Origin of the sequence: Acinetobacter tjernbergiae DSM 14971 = CIP 107465, assembly GCF_000374425.1 — a bacterium.
Lineage (GTDB): Bacteria > Pseudomonadota > Gammaproteobacteria > Pseudomonadales > Moraxellaceae > Acinetobacter > Acinetobacter tjernbergiae.
The window spans coordinates 23,639-42,525 of record NZ_KB894365.1; the positions used below are offsets into that span (position 1 = coordinate 23,639).

The following is an 18,887-nucleotide window of genomic DNA, read 5'->3' on the forward strand; positions in this document are numbered from 1 at the left end:
GTCCTTCACCTCTGCACCTGCCTGTGTCTTTGCAGTCGTGGAATTATTGTGGATCAGCTTGGGTTGTTTTCAAAAGCGATTGCAAATTAGCAGCTTTTGGTTTTACAAGCCAGAACTTACGACTATAGAAGTCGAACTCATTACGGATTTTATACGCCCAAGCACTTCCTGTTTCTTGAATATGTTCATCAAGAATACGAAGAAGGTTCTCTTTATGATCTTCCATCGCCTCTGTAGAGATACGATTGAGGTCAATCAGTTCATGGTTGTAGTAGTCAACAAAGTCATTATCAAGGTCAAGTACATAAGCAAAACCACCCGTCATACCTGCACCGAAGTTATGACCCACTTTACCAAGTACTGTCACCACGCCACCTGTCATATATTCACAACAATGGTCGCCTGCACCTTCGATCACAGCAAATGCACCTGAGTTACGCACTGCGAAACGCTCGCCTGCTGTACCTGCTGCAAAAACTTTACCGCCAGTTGCACCATACAAACAGGTGTTACCAATAATGGCTGTATTTTGCGTTTGGAATGGTGAACCTTTTGGTGGGAAGATCGAGACACGACCACCCGCCATACCTTTACCAACGTAATCGTTCGCATCACCTTCCAGTTTGATATGCAAACCACCCGCATTCCAAACACCAAGTGATTGGCCTGCTGTACCAATAAGGTTCATCACAACTGGGCTATTTTCCATTCCCAAGTTGCCATAGCGACGTGCAATTTCACCCGAAATACGCGCACCAATCGAACGGTCACAGTTACCCACAGTGAAGTTAAACGAACCACCTGTACCTGCTTCAATTGCTGGTAACATTTCTGTCACCATTTTCTCAGCCAAGATACCTTTATCAAATGGTGCATTCCCTTGAACTTGGCAATACTGCGCCTTACCTTCAGCAGAAGGATGCGAGGTTAATAATGCACTGAGATCAAGATGCGCATGTTTATCAGTTTCACCTGGTAAAACTTCAAGTAAATCTACACGACCAATCAAATCTTTCAGTGATGAAACACCAAGCGCAGCTAACCATTCACGGGTTTCTTCAGCAATAAACTTGAAGAAGTTGATCAGCATTTCTGGTTCGCCAATATAATGCTCTTGACGTAAATGGTCTTGTTGTGTCGCAACGCCTGTCGCACAGTTGTTTAAGTGACAGATACGAAGATATTTACAACCTAATGCGATCATTGGTGTAGAACCGAAACCAAAGCTTTCCGCACCTAAAATTGCAGCTTTAATGACATCTAGACCTGTTTTTAAACCACCGTCGGTTTGAACACGAACTTTACCACGTAAATCATTTACACGAAGGGCTTGATGCGCTTCACTCAAACCGAGTTCCCATGGTGAACCCGCATGGTGAATTGATGAAAGTGGAGATGCCGCTGTACCACCGTCATAACCTGAAATGGTAATAAAGTCTGCATACGCTTTTGCCACACCCGCAGCAATTGTTCCTACACCTGGTTCAGATACTAATTTTACTGAAACCATTGCTTGAGGATTGACTTGTTTCAAGTCAAAGATCAATTGTGACAAATCTTCAATCGAGTAAATATCATGATGTGGAGGCGGAGAAATCAAAGTCACACCCGGTACTGAGTAACGTAAACGTGCAATTAAGCCATTCACTTTACCACCTGGTAACTGACCACCTTCACCTGGTTTTGCACCTTGCGCTACTTTAATTTGTAGAACTTCAGCCGAGGTTAAATATGCTGGCGTTACACCAAAACGACCTGATGCAATTTGCTTGATTTTTGAGTTACGAATCGTACCGTAACGTGAAGGATCTTCACCGCCCTCACCAGAGTTCGAACGACCACCAATCGTATTCATTGCAATTGCAATTGCTTCGTGTGCTTCAGGTGATAATGCACCTAAAGACATCCCCGCAGAGTCAAAACGAGGAAGAATATCTTCAATCGTCTCAACTTGATCCAATGCAATTGAATCCGTTGTTTTCAACTTGAATAAATCACGAATCGTAGCAACTGGACGGTTGTTTACCAGCTCAGCATATTCTTTAAAGTCTTGGTATTGACCTGAACGAACCGCCTTATGCAATGAATTAATCACATCAGGGTTGAACGCATGGTACTCTTTACCAAATACGAATTTGAGCAAACCGCCTTGATCAATTGCTTTGCGGTTTTGCCAAGCAGTCGTTGCCAATTTTTTCTGGTCATTTTCTAAATCAGCAAAAGTCGCACCTTGGATACGGCTTGGTACACCAAGGAAACATTTATCAACCACTTCAGACGATAAACCAACAGCTTCAAACAACTGACCGCCACGATAAGAAGCAACCGTCGAGATCCCCATTTTAGAAAGAACTTTTAATAAGCCTTTCTCAATCCCTTTACGGAAGTTTGCTTGTGCATAAATTGGGTCACCCAACAATTCACCTTTCGCAACCAAATCATTGATCACGTCATACGCTAAATATGGGTAAATCGCTGTTGCACCAAAACCAAGTAATACTGCAAATTGATGCGGATCACGTGCAAAACCAGTTTCTACCAAAATATTTGCATCAGTACGTAAACCAACTTGAATCAAGTAGTGATGTACTGCACCTGTTACCAATGCCGAGTTTGCAGGTAAGAAACCTTCGCGAATGTTTTTATCTGTCAAAACAAGTAAAGTTTTGCCATCACGAATAGCTTGTGCTGCTTCTTCACAAATACGTGCAACTGCAGCTTGTAAACCTTCAGCTTCTGGATAGTTCAGGTTAATATCAACAACCGCATAACCCGCACGTTCTTTTTCAACATCACGAAGCTGCTGCATTTTCGAATGTGATAATACAGGGCTTGAAATAATGATACGGTCTGCATGTTCAGAACTTTGTTCAAAAACGTTTTGTTCGCGACCTAAACAGGTTTCCAATGACATCACAATTGATTCACGCAATGGATCAATTGGTGGGTTGGTTACTTGCGCAAACTGTTGACGGAAATAATCCGTTACATGGCGAACTTGACGAGATAATACTGCCATTGGCGTATCATCACCCATTGAACCTACAGCTTCCTGACCACTTTCTGCAATTGGACGCAAAATTTGATCACGCTCTTCAAATGTCACCATAAACATTTTCTGAGCAGATTTAAGCGCATCACCTGTCAAACCTTGCTCAGACAATTGCTCTTCAAGTTCAGGATTAGCTTGTAAACGAATCGCATGGTCGCGTAACCATTCACGGTACGGACGCATATTTTTAAGATGGTTACTCACATCTTTCGTATCAAGCACTTTACCAGTCAAAGTATCAACAACTAATATCTGACCTGGGCCAACACGACCTTTCGATACAACATCTTCTGGTTCATAACCCCATACACCAATCTCAGATGCAAGGGTAATGTAATCATTTTTCGTGATGACCCAACGTGCTGGACGCAAACCATTACGGTCTAGCATACAAATCGCATGACGACCATCTTGAATCACAAGACCCGCTGGGCCATCCCAAGCTTCCATATGCTTAGAGTTAAATTCATAGAATGCACGTAGATCAGCATCTAAAGTTTCAACGTTTTGCCATGCTGGTGGAACAAGCATACGTAATGCACGGAATAAATCCATACCGCCACCAACAAGGATTTCAAGCATATTATCTAAACTTGATGAGTCCGAACCCGTACGGTTTACAATCGGATTTAACTCAGTTAAACCTGGTAGCAATGGGTTTTCAAATTTTGGTGTACGTGCCAACGCCCAATTACGGTTTGCTGTAATCGTGTTAATTTCACCATTATGTGCAAGATAGCGGAATGGCTGAGCCAATGGCCAACGCGGCAACGTATTGGTTGAAAAGCGTTGATGGAATACAACGATATGCGATTTTAGGCGTTCATCTGCTAAGTCAGTATAGAAGTCAGCAATCGCTGCTGGCATCATTAAACCTTTATATGTGATAACAGTCGTTGCAAGTGTTGTCACATAAAATAATGGATCATTTTGTAATTGTTGTTCTGCACGGCGACGTGCTAAAAATAACTTACGGTTAAACTCAACCTCAGTCAAACCCATTGGGCAGTTAACCAAAATTTGTTCAAATGCTGGGAGTGATTGTAATGCAATTTCACCTAAAGCATCATTATTTGTTGGTACAACACGCCATGCTGCAACTGTTAAACCTTCAGCAGCAATTGCTTTATTTAAAATATTTTTTGCATTTTGAGCTAAAGCAGGGTCAATATTCAGAAATACTGTACCAGCAGCAAAAATCTCAGTTAGGTTCGTTCCTAATTTCTGAGCTTCTTCACGGAAAAATTGTTTTGGCATCGCCAATAACAATCCGCACCCATCTCCTGTTTTACCATCCGCGGCGATACCACCACGGTGCGTCATGCAACTTAAACTGTGAATCGCAGTTTCGACCAAATGATGGCTTGATTCACCCTTCATATGGGCAATCAGACCAAAACCACAGTTATCCTTAAACTCATCAGGCTGATATAGACCTTGAGCGGGAGCTACAGTATTAGGCGATGGCATGTGCATAGCGTACCCTTCTTTCAACATGGCTCTTTCGAGCAACAAACAATCAATTCATTTTCTGCGATATTGCCGATCAACTCATATAAAGTTCAATGCTTCGCGAAAACATTTTTACTGGCGGATTTGCAAATATACGCCTTTCTTTGACGAGAAGCAGCGCAATCCAACAGATAAAGTGTTTTCAGTTATTACACCTTAACAAATGTTTGTAAAGCACAAAAACTTTCTATTTCACTAAATTAATGAATCATTTAGTGTAAAAAAGAGCAATGAGCAGATAAATTAGCACCACAACAAAGCAAAGAATATGCCAATTAATCTAAAATTTACTAAATCATTAAAAAAACTAAAATAAATTCAAATTATAATTGAGTAAATGTTTATAGTTAAATAGAAAAACGCACCAAATAAGATCAATATGCTTTAAAAAAGAACTAATCACGCACCAAATAAGATCAAAACTAATTCAAAGGAACTCCTTCTATCCTCTTCACAGAATCGGAATTTTCTTCTAATTTTTCTACTCTTTGTACTGTAGACCGACTCTGCTTAACATTAATCACGTTACCTTGAGCATCACGCTGCGTCACTGTTGTTTGAGTCGCTGTACTTGGATCAACCACCATTTGCGCAGAATTCCCTCCAACCGCAGTTTTTAACGGTCTCGCTGCTCCCATTAATAAAGTCTCATCCACCTTTGGAAGAGCGGCAGGTTTTAATTGCACCTCATAGAGCTGATTAGCTGCGGTTTTTAACTCATCTGAACCCAAATCATTCACAAATTCAGCATATACTGATAACTGCTGGGGTTTTGGCTGAACTGATTGAGGAAGTATCAAATTCAATTGAGAAAATTGACGATTTACTTCTTCCATATTAGGAAACACACCATAAGCTAAAACATATTGCTCTGCCTGATCTTGTCCACTTAAACGGAAATAAAAAAACTTCTTTCTATCCGCACGACTCAACAAAAAATTCTTTACAATAGTCTCATCTGAACTACGGAAAACTTCCATAATCCATTGTCGTTGGTTTTCTTTAATAAATTTAGTTCCGCGAAACTCAGATGCATGCTCATTAGATACCACAACCCTCGTAGTTAAATTCAACGGCTGAACTTCCTCCGAAAGTGCCCCCAAATGACTCGTTGTAGCTACTTTTTCAGGTTGAATCTGAATCTCAGTTTTAGCAGGTTGCTCCACTTCAACAAGAGCATCATTATCAGTAATCCCCCAGAAAATTAATGCAGCAACCAAACATACAATTGCAAATGTAAGCCAACTGTACTGTTGAATATTTTGCAAAATCGATCTAGAAATGAGCATGCTTTTCTCAATATATTGATTATGCTGATTGATTTACAAGAATCGCTTGCTTCATCAAATCAACATCAAAATCTTTAGTAATCACCGCGTGTCCTAACTTCTTAAGCAGAACCAAACGTAATTGACCATTTAGGACTTTTTTATCATGTGACATATAAGCCAAAAATTCATCGAGTGGAATTTCAGGACATGATATCGGTAAATGGGCACGCTGAATAATTCTTTTTGTACGCTCAAGGTCTCCAGTAGAAATCCAGCCTAAGCGATATGAAAGATCCGCTGCCATGACCATCCCTGTAGCAACAGCCTCACCATGTAACCACACCCCATAGCCCAAATAGGATTCAATTGCATGTCCAAAAGTGTGTCCCAAATTTAATAAAGCACGCTCACCCTGTTCTTTTTCATCATTTGCAACAATCCTAGCTTTATGTGCACATGAACGATAAACTGCTTCCGCCAATAAAGCCGCATCACGAGCAACCAGCGCATCCATGTTCTGCTCTAACCAAACTAAGAAATCCACATCACCCAGTAATGCGTATTTAATTACTTCAGCCAGACCTGCTGAAAGCTCACGATCTGGCAAAGTATCTAATTGTGCCATATCTGCAAGCACAACTTGGGGCTGTTGAAAAGCGCCCAACATATTCTTACCCAAAGGGTGGTTAATGCCTGTTTTACCACCAACACTTGAATCTACTTGAGACAATAATGTTGTGGGTACTTGGATAAAATTCACCCCACGCTGGAAACATGCTGACGCAAATCCCGCCATATCACCAATGACACCACCACCTAAAGCCAGCACCGTACAATCACGATTAAATCCTGCTTCCAACAGTGCATCAAAAATTAAATTCAAATGTTGAATATCTTTAAATTGCTCACCGTCAGGTAAAATACATTGTGCAACTTGTTTATCCAACTGTACCAAGGCATCAACATAATGCTGCAAATACAAAGGAGCAACCGTTGTATTGGAAACCAACATCACTTGTCGCCCATGAATATATGGCTCAAGTAATATTTTCGGATTTAAATGACTTCCAATAAAAATAGGGTAGCGACGATCACCCAATTCAACATGTAACGTTTGCATAAAACTAGACCAAATAAGAGAATCAGTTGATTTGTTGGGATAAAATAAGGTTCAGAATTCTTTGCGCAAGATCGCGTGCAGCACCCTGATTGGTTTCGACAATAAAGTGAGCAATCTCTCGATATAAAGGGTCTCGTACTGTTAACAAATCCCTTAATTTCTGTTCAGGGTTATCGACTTGCAGTAATGGGCGATTCTTATCGCGATGAGTTCGCTGTAGTTGAAGTTCTACAGGAGTATAAAGATAAACAACGATACCTCGTTGTTTTAAAAATTCTCGATTTTCTAACTGGGTTACAGCACCACCACCTGTTGCGACAACCAGTGAAGAACGTGCAGTCAATTCATTCAATACATTGGTTTCACGCGAGCGAAAGCCTATTTCACCTTCTTTTTCGAAAATCCAAGGGATTGTAGCACCTGTTTTACGCTCAATTTCATGATCACTATCAATAAACTCACGCCCCAACAACTCTGCTAAATGCCGACCAACTGTTGTTTTACCTGCCCCCATTGGCCCTACCAAATAAACATTTGGTAGGGTTTCAAACGCTTTGCTTGGCAACGCGCCACCTATATTAATTACAATTATTCAAAATATATTAATGATTTCTTGTCAAAGTGTCATTAACAATTCTAGGTGTCACAAAAATAAGCAGTTCACGTTTATTATCTGATTTCAAATCTCTACGGAACAATCTCCCTATATAAGGTAAATCACCAAGAAATGGTACTTTCGTTTGTGAGCTAATATTTTCTTGTTCAAAAATACCACCCAACACAACCGTTTCACCATTATCAACCAATACATTAGTGTCAATCGAGTTCTTACTGATTGTCAATTGACCAGTAGGAGTTGGTGTACTAGGCGCATCTTTAGTAATATTTAACTTCATCATCACTTTACCGTCAGGCGTGATACTTGGCGTCACATCCAAACTAAGTGTTGCATCAATAAACTCTGTTTTAGGCACCGCATTTGCCCCACCACCTGTCGAAGAAGTGTATGGAATTTTTGTACCCGATTCAATTTTGGCAGCTTGTTTATCTGCAGTCATCACTTTAGGCGTTGAAATAACTTCGCCATAACCATCAGCCTGAACTGCTGACAATTCTAGATCTAACATAAAATCAGATAGACTAATTAAACCAAATGCAATACGGCTTGCACCTGGTGTTACAGCACCCAAATCAACATTTAAATTATCTGGACGTTCAATTTCATACTTCCAGCCACCAGTGTCAGAATCTTTAGTTGGCTTTCTTAAATCCCACAAAGTAGTATCACTACCACCAACCAACAAATCACTATTATTGGTGATACCTTGAGACAATATCCCCCATTTCACACCCATTTCTTTAGTAAAATCAGTACTTGCACGAACAATTCGGGCCTCGATCATTACTTGCTTTACAGAAACATCAAGCAAATCAATCATTTTACGAATTTTATCTATATTCAACGCCGTATCATTGATAATTAAGGTGTTTGTTCGTGTATCTGCAACAGCACTACCACGTGAACTCAATAAGCTTTCTAATGCGAGTGAATCAGAACTCGCAGTCCGGTTAGCCATCGCACCTTTACTATCTCGTGAATCTTCTATTAATTTCAAAATATCAGCTGCTTTTGCATAGCTTAATTTAATATATTCTGATTGAATTGGTGCAAGCTTAATACTTTGAGCAATCGCTTTTGCCTCATCATCTTCCGACTTAATCAGCTCTGGAATAGGCGCAATCCAAATCACATTTCCATTACGACGTTTATCAAGATTCTTCGTTTTTAATACGATATCTAAAGCTTGATCCCAAGGTACATCTTTAAGGCGTAAAGTAATATTTCCTTGCACCGTATCTGCAGCCACCATATTGATGCCTGTAAAATCAGCAAGCAATTGCAATACTCGACGGACTTCAATATCTTGAAAATCTAGAGAAATTTTATTCCCTGAATAAGTTTGTGCTTTGGCCTTAGCTGGTGATTTGTCTTCAGGACGTTTTAAGCTAATGGTTAACTTATTTTCTGCCTGATAAGCCATATACTCATAACTACCCGCGGATTGGATCGTTATTACACCGTTACCTTTATCATTATAGGCATCAATACTTGCCACTGGCGTTGCAAAATCATTGGTATTCAAACGACGTGCCAAATGTGCTGGAATCTTATTCCCCATTGTTCTAATAACAACTTTACTGCCTTGCTGTTGCACATCAACAGGTGTGTCATTACCCAACAAATCAACAACAACCAAACCTTCACCTTGATTGCCACGCTGAAAACCGATATTTGAAACACCTTGCTGAACTTGACGTGCTACTGAGCGTACCGTAGTGTTTGCAACAGGTTGAACTGAATTAATCTTCAATACAAATGTATTACCTTCAACACGAGTTGTAAATGCCCCAGCTTCTTTCAGATTCACAACAAGACGAGAGCGTTGATCATCCGCAGCAACATCAATAGAACTCGCCTCATTGGTTGAAACTGGTATGACTGTTTGTTTCAAATTCTGTTGAGTCTTATCAAAATCTAAAATTAGACGTGCAGGTTTTTCAAGCTGATATGCTTGTGGTTGAGGAGGTAAGCCATTAAACATGACTCTAATCTCCGTCCCTTGATCTGCTAGGCTCATTGGTACGATATTGGTCATACTGACCTGCGCTGACGCAACTTGCATAATCGCAATCGCTACAGCACCCATAGAAAATTGACGGAATGCACGATTCATGGTCTTCGCTTCCCCAAATAAAGAATCTTTAAACTGTTTTTTCATTGTTATTCCCTTAATCTTACGGCGCCGGCCCAATTAAAACGAGTGTTCTTGGTCTTTCTACATAACCCTCACGCCCATCTGGCACAATTTCCACCACATCTATCTGAGTTGGGCTGATCTTAACAATACGCCCCTGATTCATTCCCAGATAACTTCCCACTTGCACACGCTCAATCTGTCTATCTGGCGTTTGAATCAACGCAATAGTCTCATTTCCTTTACCACGCATACTACCTTTCATATTTAATGATTCGAGTGCATAACTTTCCAAAGGCTGAGGCTGACGGTTAAAATTGGGGTATACGCGCTTACCGGCCATAATCGTTAACTCAGCAGCCAGCGAACTTGGCATAAAAGGGCTTTTAAGCTGATGAGCCGAATAATTAAACAGTGGTACAGGAGTGAAAATTGGTGCTGGCTCAATTGATAAAGGTTGCTGATTACGTATTTCAGACATTTGCTGATTAACAGCATCAATACGAGAATCACATCCAACCAAACCAGTTACAACCAAGAAACAAAGTAATAATTTATATTGATTCATTACTATTTTCCTCCTTGAGTAGGTGGAGTAGTTGACTGTGGCGGAGCTTCAGAAACACCACCAACATTCGCCTGATCCTCAGCTGCAATATAACGATAAGTCTTTGCTTTTATAGAATAACTAACTGTAGGAATATCTGTTTTCTTTGCTTTATCTTCTATAGTCGAAGCTTCAACCACAAAATCGTGTAAGGTTACAATTCGAGGTAGTGCTGCAATTCCTGTAACAAATGCACCAAAAGCATGGTAATCTCCTGTTGCTTCAATACTAATCGGTTGTTCAATAAAAATTTCTTGTTTAACTTCATTTTCCAAACGAATATTCTTAAACTTCAAACCTGAATTCACACCCGTTAAATTAATATCTTCAACCAAACTTGGGATTTCCGTTTCCTTAGGCAACTGTTCTAACTGCTGGTTAAAGTTCGCTTCCATCTCTTGTAATTGTGCTTGATATTGTTGTAAGTTGCGCAGCTTAGAATCTTTTTCTTTAAACTCATTCAACAAGCTCTGCTCTTGTGCTTGCGCGCTTGTAATATCATCAAGTTGCTTTTTAATGACAACAAAATATCCCAACGCCACCACAGCTAAGAAAACAAAGATCCAACAAGTAATTTTTACAGAATATGACCAAGCACCATAATTATTCATATCCAAAGTATTAAACTGTTGGAAAAACTGCTCTACTGTCATTTTCTTTTTCTTTGTGACAACAGCATCTTGATTCAAATCATCCGATTTCTCTAAATTCATTTTTTCACCCCCACTACTCCTGATGCTGCTGCTTCTGAAGTTGGGTCAGCTTCAGCCGTTGTCCCTATTTCACCTAAATCCACAGTTACCACAAAACTTCCATAGTTTTCTTCAACACGAGGAACCAATGAACTTGCTACTTTATCTTTTTTCTCTTCAGCAGCTAAGAACGAATTCATAAAGGCATTGCGATACCAAGGAGATGCTTCAAGATTGCGTAGTAATTCAGCAACTGTATTCGGGCTTTCAGCTTTACCTTCAATTGAAAACTTGTCACCCGTACGTGTGAATTTAGTCAGATACATTGTTGGAGGTGTGACACGAACCAATTCATCTACTAAGCGAACAGTCACAGGACGTTGACCTTGTAGACCTTGAATCAGTTTCATTCTTTCAATAATCGCGTTGCGACGCTCTTGCAAACCGTCTAATGACTTTAATTGAATGTCCAAATTCTGATTAGTACTGACAATTAATTGATTCGCTTGTTCTTGGTCACTTAATTTGTAATCAAAGTACACCCAACCAGAAAATACTGATGCGACACCTAAGGCAGCAACCCCAACACAAAATGCAATAAATTGTTTCTTTCTTTGTTCTCTTAGCTCATCACGCCAAGGGAGTAAGTTAATCTTTGCCATTAATCAAAACTCCTCAATGCTAAACCACATGCCACCATCAAAGATGAGGCATCATTTTCAATTTTTTTAATATCAATTTGAGGAGAAAAGCCCATTTGTAAAAATGGATTAGCAATGGTGACTCGATAACCTAATTTTTGCTGTAACAATTTTGCTAGGCCTGGGATGTTCGCATTACCGCCAGCCAACAAAATATGATCAATTTCGTTAAATTGAGATGAAGAAAAGAAAAATTGTAAAGAGCGCGCTGCTTGTTGTACAACAGCATCTAAAAATGGCTCAAGCACTTCTGTATCATAATCATCTGGAAGTGTTCTTTCCTTTTTAGCTCGCCCAGCTTCTTCAAAAGATAAACCATACCGACTTTGTACATCTTGAGTTAGCTGTCGACCACCAAATACTTGTTCACGTGTATAAATGATTTTGCCTTTCTGCATCACAGATAAGGTCGTCATGGTATGACCAATATCAAGAATACCAACGGTATTTGCACCCATTGGCAAGGTATCTGCAAACACACTGAAAGCACGTTCCATCGCATAACTTTCTACGTCAGCAATTCTTGCAGTTAAATTTGCCAGCTCTAGTACCTCAACACGCGTATCCACATTTTCTGTTCGTGTTGCAACTAAAAGCACATTGACTCGATTCGGATTAGCTAAACTATCCGGCAAAACCTCAAAATCAAGACTCACCTCATCTAATGGGAACGGAATGTATTGCTCAGCATCCATACGAATTTGAACTTCACGTTCTTCATCCGTCATATCGGCATCCATTTCTATAATCTTATGAATAACCATAGATGTGGGTACTGCAATCGCCACATTTTTCGTGTGTGGATTAGCTAAGTTAACGACTCTTTCAAGTGCATCACCTACAGCTTCTGGATTTAAAATGCTTTTTTCAACCACACTATTTTCAGGCAGCGGCATCACAGCATAACTTTCAACCCAATACCTACCGTTCTTTACAGAGAGCTCCAATAACTTAACAGTTGTCGAACTAATGTCGACCCCTACTAACCCCTTATTTGGTTTACGATATAACCTGAGCACAGTACTTTCCTATTTATTTTTTTATCCCCAAAAATACAACCCACTAATTTGTTTTGGTCTTTAATTGATACGGATACAATATCTCATCTAACAATCCGTATGTCTAAAGGATATACTGACCACAATTAGTTTGCCATTCGCTCTTATTAAAACTTACTTATTATGAAAAAGCTATCCAGTTCTGGTATTGTTCGCCCCTTTTTTTTGATCGTTATTATTATCCTAGTCTCACTTCCAATGGGATTTTATGGCATGTATCTCTATCTCGCACCATCATTGCCAGATATGAGTTCGTTAAAAAAGGCGCCTTTATTAAAACCATTGCAGGTATATACAGCTGACAATAAATTAATCGCAGAGTATGGTGGCAAACTTTCTATCCCGGTGAAATATGAGCAAATTCCACCAACATTTATTCATGCTTTTTTAGCCGCTGAAGACTCGTCATTTTTTGAGCACAATGGCATTAGTTTCAAAGGTTTAGGGCGTGCATTAACTGAGTCTATTACAGGGTCAGATGTACAAACGGGTGGTTCAACCATTACCATGCAGGTGGCTAAAAACTACTATCTAAGCCCTGAGCGCACACTTAAACGCAAACTTACAGAAGTATTTCTCGCTCGAAAAATTGAGCAAAATCTAACCAAGAAAGAAATCTTAAGCTCTTATGTCAATAAGATTTTTTTAGGAAAAAATGCATACGGGATCGCTGCTGCTGCACGCATTTATTATAACAAAAATATCAATGAACTCAGCACTGCACAAATGGCGATGATTGCAGGGCTACCTAAAGCACCCTCAAAGTACAACCCTGTCGTCAACCCTGAACGCGCACTTGAACGACGCAATTGGATTTTAGGGCGGATGCTACAACTTGGCTATATCAATCAAACCCAATACCAAAAAGCCGTTGCTGAACCAATCAATTTAAATATGGTTGACCGCTCTGTGAGTAATATATTTCCTTATATAGGGGAAATGGTTCGCTCTGAGTTAGTCCAAAATTTTGGAGAACAGGCAGTTGATTCTGGCTATAAAGTTTATACAACCATTGATAGCAACCGCCAACGCTACGCCGAGCGTTCTATTCAAGATGGTTTAGAGGCATATGACCGCCGCCATGGTTGGCGTGGTCCAGAGGCACATGATAAGCCACTCAATCAATTTATGGCTTATGCTAATACCTATCCAGCACAAGTCATGAAAGTGAATAATAATTCTTTTGATGTAGTGATGCAGGATGGCACGACAGTCACCGTAAATTGGACAGGAATGTCATGGGTTCGTCCATATCGCAATGCCAATAGTGTCGGTGGTGCAGCATCAAATGCCGCACAAATCGTGAAAGTTAAAGACATTGTTCGTTTACGCCCAAATGAAAATAAAACCGCTTGGTCTTTAATACAAATCCCCAAAGTCCAAGGCCAATTAATTGCTTTAAATCCAAATGACGGCTCAATAGAAGCAGTTGTTGGCGGATATAATTTTTATCAATCCAAATTTAATCGTGCTCTACAAGGCTGGAGACAACCCGGTTCAACGATTAAACCCTTTGTTTATGCGCTTGCACTTGAACGCGGCATGACCCCTTACAGCATGGTTAATGATAGCCCGATCAGTATTGGTAAGTGGTCTCCCAAAAACTCAGATGGGCGCTACCTTGGTATGATTCCCTTACGCCGCGCTTTGTATTTATCACGAAATACGGTATCCGTACGCTTATTACAAAATGTAGGCATTGAACGCACACGCCAACTCTTTATGGATTTTGGTTTACAAGAAGATCAGATTCCTCGTAACTACACCATTGCCTTAGGAACTCCACAAGTCCTTCCTGTACAAATGGCAACAGGCTATGCCACTTTTGCAAATGGGGGGTATCGTATTCAACCTCATTTTATTAAACGAATTGAAGATGCGAATGGCAAAGTCATTTATGAAGCTAATCCAGAATATGCCTGCATTCCATGCATTAGCGATCCAAATGCCTATGCAGCAGATGACTCTAAAGAGGGAGATGCGATAAATCAAATCACCAATCAAACCTTGGATGATACAACTGCGGCATCTGAAGCTACAGTCACGACAGCTCAAACAACCACAACAACAAATAGTAATTATCGTCAAGCGCAACGTATTTTAAAATCTAGCTCTGCTTATGATATGGCAAACATTTTACGTGATGTGATTCAACATGGTACTGGTCGCGCGGCACTTAAAATTGGTCGTGATGATTTAGGTGGTAAAACAGGAACCACCAATGATGCGAAAGATGCATGGTTTGCTGGGTTTAATGGCAAGTTAGTTGCTATTGCATGGGTTGGTTTCGATCAACCTCGTACACTCGGTCGTCGTGAGTATGGTGGGGTTGCCGCTTTACCGATTTGGACAAATTTTATGGCAGAATCGCTTAAAGACACACCATCAGCTTGGGTCCATTTCGATAAAGATGCCAAAGATCCAATCTCATTCGACCAATTACAATTAGAGAAAAAAGAGGGGCAAAAAGAATATCGTGCCTCTCCACCGTTAGCACGTCCGCTTTATCGTCCTGCACCAGTTGTACCTGCTCGTTCTGCACAAACTGATTTTTCAGATTTACCAGATACAACGCCATCTGATGAAGAACAAATTATTGTGCCAGCGAAAAAACAACCTCCTGCAATGGGAGCTACGCCATCCCAAAGAGAACATGATGGTATCGAAAATCTAATTAATGATATTCAATAATACAAAAAGAAAGAAGCCATCAAATTGATGGCTTCTTTCTTTTTTGGAACACATAAATTTGAAAAGCAGCCGTGGCCAAAAATTGCTGCTCTTGCTCCAAAGCCATTCTTCGCTCAGGATTCGCTTTATATGCATAAGGCGTCATAGCAATCAAATTTTTTAATGCGTGCTGATCCAACACCATTTGCGTTTCTACCACTTGTTGTTGCTTCAACTCAAATTGAGCATCTAGTTGTTGCACAAATTTCTGCGGTTCGTGTAAATTCACTTGTTCAAATAACGCTTCACGCAACGCATAAAGATGTCTTGGTGCAGGTGTTACCACAATCAAATGTCCATCATCCCGAAGTACTCGTATGATTTCATCCTGTGGAATTGGGCTAAATAAACTGCTGCACACATCAATTGAATGATCTTGTACGGGTAATGTCGCGCCCGTTCCGACGACCCATGTCACTCTTGAATTGAGTTTAGCTGCTCTTTGCACAGCAGCTTTAGCAATATCAACACCGATACAATCTTGCGTATGTGCTTGCATGGCATTGGTATAATATCCCTCACCACAACCGATATCCAAAACAGCTTTCGGTTTTAATTGCTGCAATAACTCAACGACTGCAAGTTGTAGCGGTTGATAAGCATCCGTTTGCAAAAACTCACGACGAGCCAATACAGACTCCGCGGTATCCCCTGGTGTTTTACTGTGTTTATGCTGCACCACATGCAAATTAACATAGCCTTGTTTGGCAACATCATAATGATGACCTTTTTCACAATGCCAAGAGTTTGCAATCAAATTCAATGATTGGCGACAAACAGGACACATCAACAAATTCATCTATTTTCTCCAAACATAAAAAAAGCTGGTGATCACCAGCTTCTTTTTGAATCATGGTTTAACGCAACTTTAAGGTCATTAAGCCTAACACAACAAGGAAAATGGTAATTATCCAAAAGCGAATGACGACTTGGGTTTCTTTCCAACCTTGTTTTTCATAATGATGGTGTAAAGGCGCCATTAAGAACACACGCTTATTACGCATACGCAATGAACCGATTTGTAAAAATACCGAAACCGCTTCCATCACAAAGACACCACCCATAATCGCAAATACGATTTCTTGACGTACCATCACTGCAATTGTACCAAGCATTGCACCGAGTGCCAAAGCACCGACATCGCCCATGAATACTTGGGCAGGATGGGCATTATACCAAAGGAATGCCAGACCCGCGCCAACCATTGCGGAACACACCACAACCAATTCAGACGTGTATTTTACATAGGAAATATGTAGATAATTAGCGAAACGAATATCACCCGACAAATAGGCAAACACCCCTAAACCTGCTGCAACCATGACAATTGGCATAATGGCCAAGCCATCCAGACCATCCGTCAGATTGACTGCATTAGACGCACCATTAATGACCAAATAAGTAAAACCAATAAATGCTAAACCAAGCGGAACCGCTGAGAGTGGAATCGAGAGATTTTTAAAGAATGGGATAAGCAAATCCAGCATGTTTGCCGTATTCACTGGATTGTCCTGTTGTTTGGCGATTACATATAAGGCAATACCAGCACCTAATGATGCGACAGAAGTCCAAAAGAATTTTTTACGTGCAGGCAAACCAGCATTATCTTTATAACGAACTTTGATCCAGTCATCTGCCCAACCAACAGCACCAAAGACCACCATGACACCCAAGACAATCCAGACGTAAGGATTTGATAAATCAGCCCACAATAAAGTACTAATACCGATGGAGAGCAGGATTAGAATCCCCCCCATGGTTGGCGTACCCATCTTTTTGGCATGATTTTCAGGAGCAAAAGAGCTCACCGCCTGACCATATTTTAAGGCTTGTAATTTACGGATCATCACTGGCCCTAAAACCAAGCCAATCGTCAAAGCAGTCAATACGCTTAATAAAGAGCGTAATGTTAAGTAGCGAACCACTTGGAAAGAGCTGTTATAGCCTGCCAATTGTTCAAATAACCATAACAACATTTAAATGTTCTCCATCAAATCAGCCATCAACGTTTCCATATGGGTATAACGAGAACCTTTAAATAGGAAACTCATGTACTGTGGTTGATGTGTCTCTACCAAACTAATCAAAAATGACAAAGCTTGTTCCTGATTCAGAAAAGCTTGTAATTTTTTACCGTACTGCGTGCTTCTCGCACCCTCTTGTGTTGCAGGTGAAAACTCCCCCACTGCCACCACAAAATGAACCCCTTGCATCGAAACTAAATCTCGACCCAACAAATAATGCTGCTGTGCTGCTGTGCTGCCAAGCTCACCAATATCTCCAATCACCATCACTTTAATCCCCGCTTGTTGAGCAAGAACCTCCGCTGCGGCACGCATCGAAGTTGGATTAGCATTATAAGTATCATCAATAAATAAGTAATTTTGGCGTTGAATAAAATTCAAACGTCCTTTAGCACCCTGCGCTTGCTCTAAGCCTTGTACGATATCATCAAGTGCAATGCCAATAGCTAGTGCAAAGGCAGTCGCAGCAGCGGCATTTTGCACATTATGTGCACCTGCAAACGGGAGATCCACTGCACGTATGCCTTGTGGAGTATGTAAATTAAATTTTACTGATTGAGGATGTAATTCAACCTCTGTCGCAAACACATCGCCACCATGACCAAAACTCAACATTGAATGAGCTTGAGCATTTTCACGAATAGTCGCTGTAAAGTCATCATCAGCGGGAACAACCGATATTCCGTCAGGCAAAATATGTGCATAAATCTCTGACTTGGCACGACAAATTCCTTCACGCCCACCAAATTCACCTAAATGTGCCGTACCGATATTCAAAATTCCAGCCACATGCGGTTGAACCAGATGAGAAGTATAGTCAATTTCACCTTGATGACTCGCACCCAACTCCATCACAGCGTATTGATGCTCTGAACGTAACTCAAGCAACATCATCGGTACGCCCAAGTCGTTATTCAAATTACCACGCGTAATCAAGGTTGGCGCTAAACGAGATAAGATACTACCCAACATTTCTTTCGTCGTGGTTTTACCACTACTGCCTGTTAACGCAATCACTTTCAACTGCGGATTTTGTTGACGGCGATAAGCACCGAGATAACCTAAAGCCAAACGTGTATCTTTGACAATCAATTGCGCAATATCTGCATCAATCGGGTGCTCTACGATGGCAATCTCACAACCTTGCGTCGCCACTTGGGCGACAAAGTTATGTGCATCAAAACGTTCACCTTTTAAAGCAAGAAAAACATCACCTGCTTCAGCATGACGTGAATCCGTTAAAATACGCTTGATTTCGCTTTGTGGAATTTTATGATTATGCCACTCACCTTGAGTCGCTTGTTGTAATTGCTCTGCTGTCCAAGGTTCTAGTGGAACGGTGCTGGTGGTTGAAGTATGCATAC

At 40.6% G+C, this 18,887-nt stretch carries 13 protein-coding genes; 1 reads left to right on the forward strand and 12 read right to left on the reverse strand.

Annotated elements, in window-relative coordinates; genetic code table 11:
- Window positions 1-43 precede the first annotated feature (43 nt).
- The 9 genes from gltB to C502_RS0110715 form a co-directional block, all read right to left on the reverse strand.
- Window positions 44-4,522, reverse strand: coding sequence for a glutamate synthase large subunit (gene gltB / locus C502_RS0110675; protein ID WP_018678817.1), 4,479 nt, complete (start codon window positions 4,520-4,522; stop codon window positions 44-46).
- Window positions 4,523-4,986: 464 nt separating this feature from the next.
- Entirely contained in the window at window positions 4,987-5,853 is an 867-nt protein-coding gene (locus C502_RS0110680) for a hypothetical protein (RefSeq protein WP_018678818.1), read from the reverse strand.
- A 19-nt stretch (window positions 5,854-5,872) separates the two neighbouring features.
- Entirely contained in the window at window positions 5,873-6,955 is a 1,083-nt protein-coding gene (gene aroB / locus C502_RS0110685) for a 3-dehydroquinate synthase (protein WP_018678819.1), read from the reverse strand.
- Between the two features lie 22 nt (window positions 6,956-6,977).
- Window positions 6,978-7,547, reverse strand: coding sequence for a shikimate kinase AroK (gene aroK / locus C502_RS0110690; RefSeq protein WP_154650416.1), 570 nt, complete (start codon window positions 7,545-7,547; stop codon window positions 6,978-6,980).
- Between the two features lie 10 nt (window positions 7,548-7,557).
- Entirely contained in the window at window positions 7,558-9,690 is a 2,133-nt protein-coding gene (gene pilQ / locus C502_RS0110695) for a type IV pilus secretin PilQ (RefSeq protein WP_409360635.1), read from the reverse strand.
- Between the two features lie 61 nt (window positions 9,691-9,751).
- The gene (locus C502_RS0110700; RefSeq protein WP_018678822.1) at window positions 9,752-10,279 is read right to left on the reverse strand and encodes a pilus assembly protein PilP; all 528 of its coding nucleotides are present in this window, start codon (window positions 10,277-10,279) and stop codon (window positions 9,752-9,754) included.
- 2 nt (window positions 10,280-10,281) lie between these two features.
- Window positions 10,282-11,031, reverse strand: a complete 750-nt coding sequence (locus C502_RS0110705; protein ID WP_018678823.1) for a type IV pilus inner membrane component PilO — start codon at window positions 11,029-11,031, stop codon at window positions 10,282-10,284.
- Window positions 11,028-11,672, reverse strand: coding sequence for a PilN domain-containing protein (locus C502_RS0110710; protein WP_018678824.1), 645 nt, complete (start codon window positions 11,670-11,672; stop codon window positions 11,028-11,030). The genes C502_RS0110705 and C502_RS0110710 overlap by 4 nt, the downstream gene beginning before the upstream one ends.
- Complete coding sequence (locus C502_RS0110715; protein WP_023274746.1) at window positions 11,672-12,730, reverse strand: pilus assembly protein PilM; 1,059 nt, start codon at window positions 12,728-12,730, stop codon at window positions 11,672-11,674. The genes C502_RS0110710 and C502_RS0110715 overlap by 1 nt, the downstream gene beginning before the upstream one ends.
- A 162-nt stretch (window positions 12,731-12,892) precedes the next feature.
- Between C502_RS0110715 and ponA the strand changes: the two genes are divergently transcribed.
- The gene (gene ponA / locus C502_RS0110720; protein ID WP_026315785.1) at window positions 12,893-15,460 is read left to right on the forward strand and encodes a penicillin-binding protein PBP1a; all 2,568 of its coding nucleotides are present in this window, start codon (window positions 12,893-12,895) and stop codon (window positions 15,458-15,460) included.
- Between the two features lie 19 nt (window positions 15,461-15,479).
- Here the strand turns inward: ponA and C502_RS0110725 are convergent, their stop codons facing one another.
- The 3 genes from C502_RS0110725 to C502_RS0110735 are packed head-to-tail and all read right to left on the reverse strand — an operon-like array spanning window position 15,480 to window position 18,885.
- Window positions 15,480-16,298, reverse strand: coding sequence for a putative RNA methyltransferase (locus C502_RS0110725; RefSeq protein ID WP_018678827.1), 819 nt, complete (start codon window positions 16,296-16,298; stop codon window positions 15,480-15,482).
- 58 nt (window positions 16,299-16,356) lie between these two features.
- On the reverse strand, window positions 16,357-17,475 hold the full coding sequence (gene mraY, locus C502_RS0110730) for a phospho-N-acetylmuramoyl-pentapeptide-transferase (protein ID WP_018678828.1): 1,119 nt from the start codon (window positions 17,473-17,475) through the stop codon (window positions 16,357-16,359).
- On the reverse strand, window positions 17,476-18,885 hold the full coding sequence (locus C502_RS0110735) for a UDP-N-acetylmuramoyl-tripeptide--D-alanyl-D-alanine ligase (RefSeq protein ID WP_018678829.1): 1,410 nt from the start codon (window positions 18,883-18,885) through the stop codon (window positions 17,476-17,478).
- Window positions 18,886-18,887 lie beyond the last annotated feature (2 nt).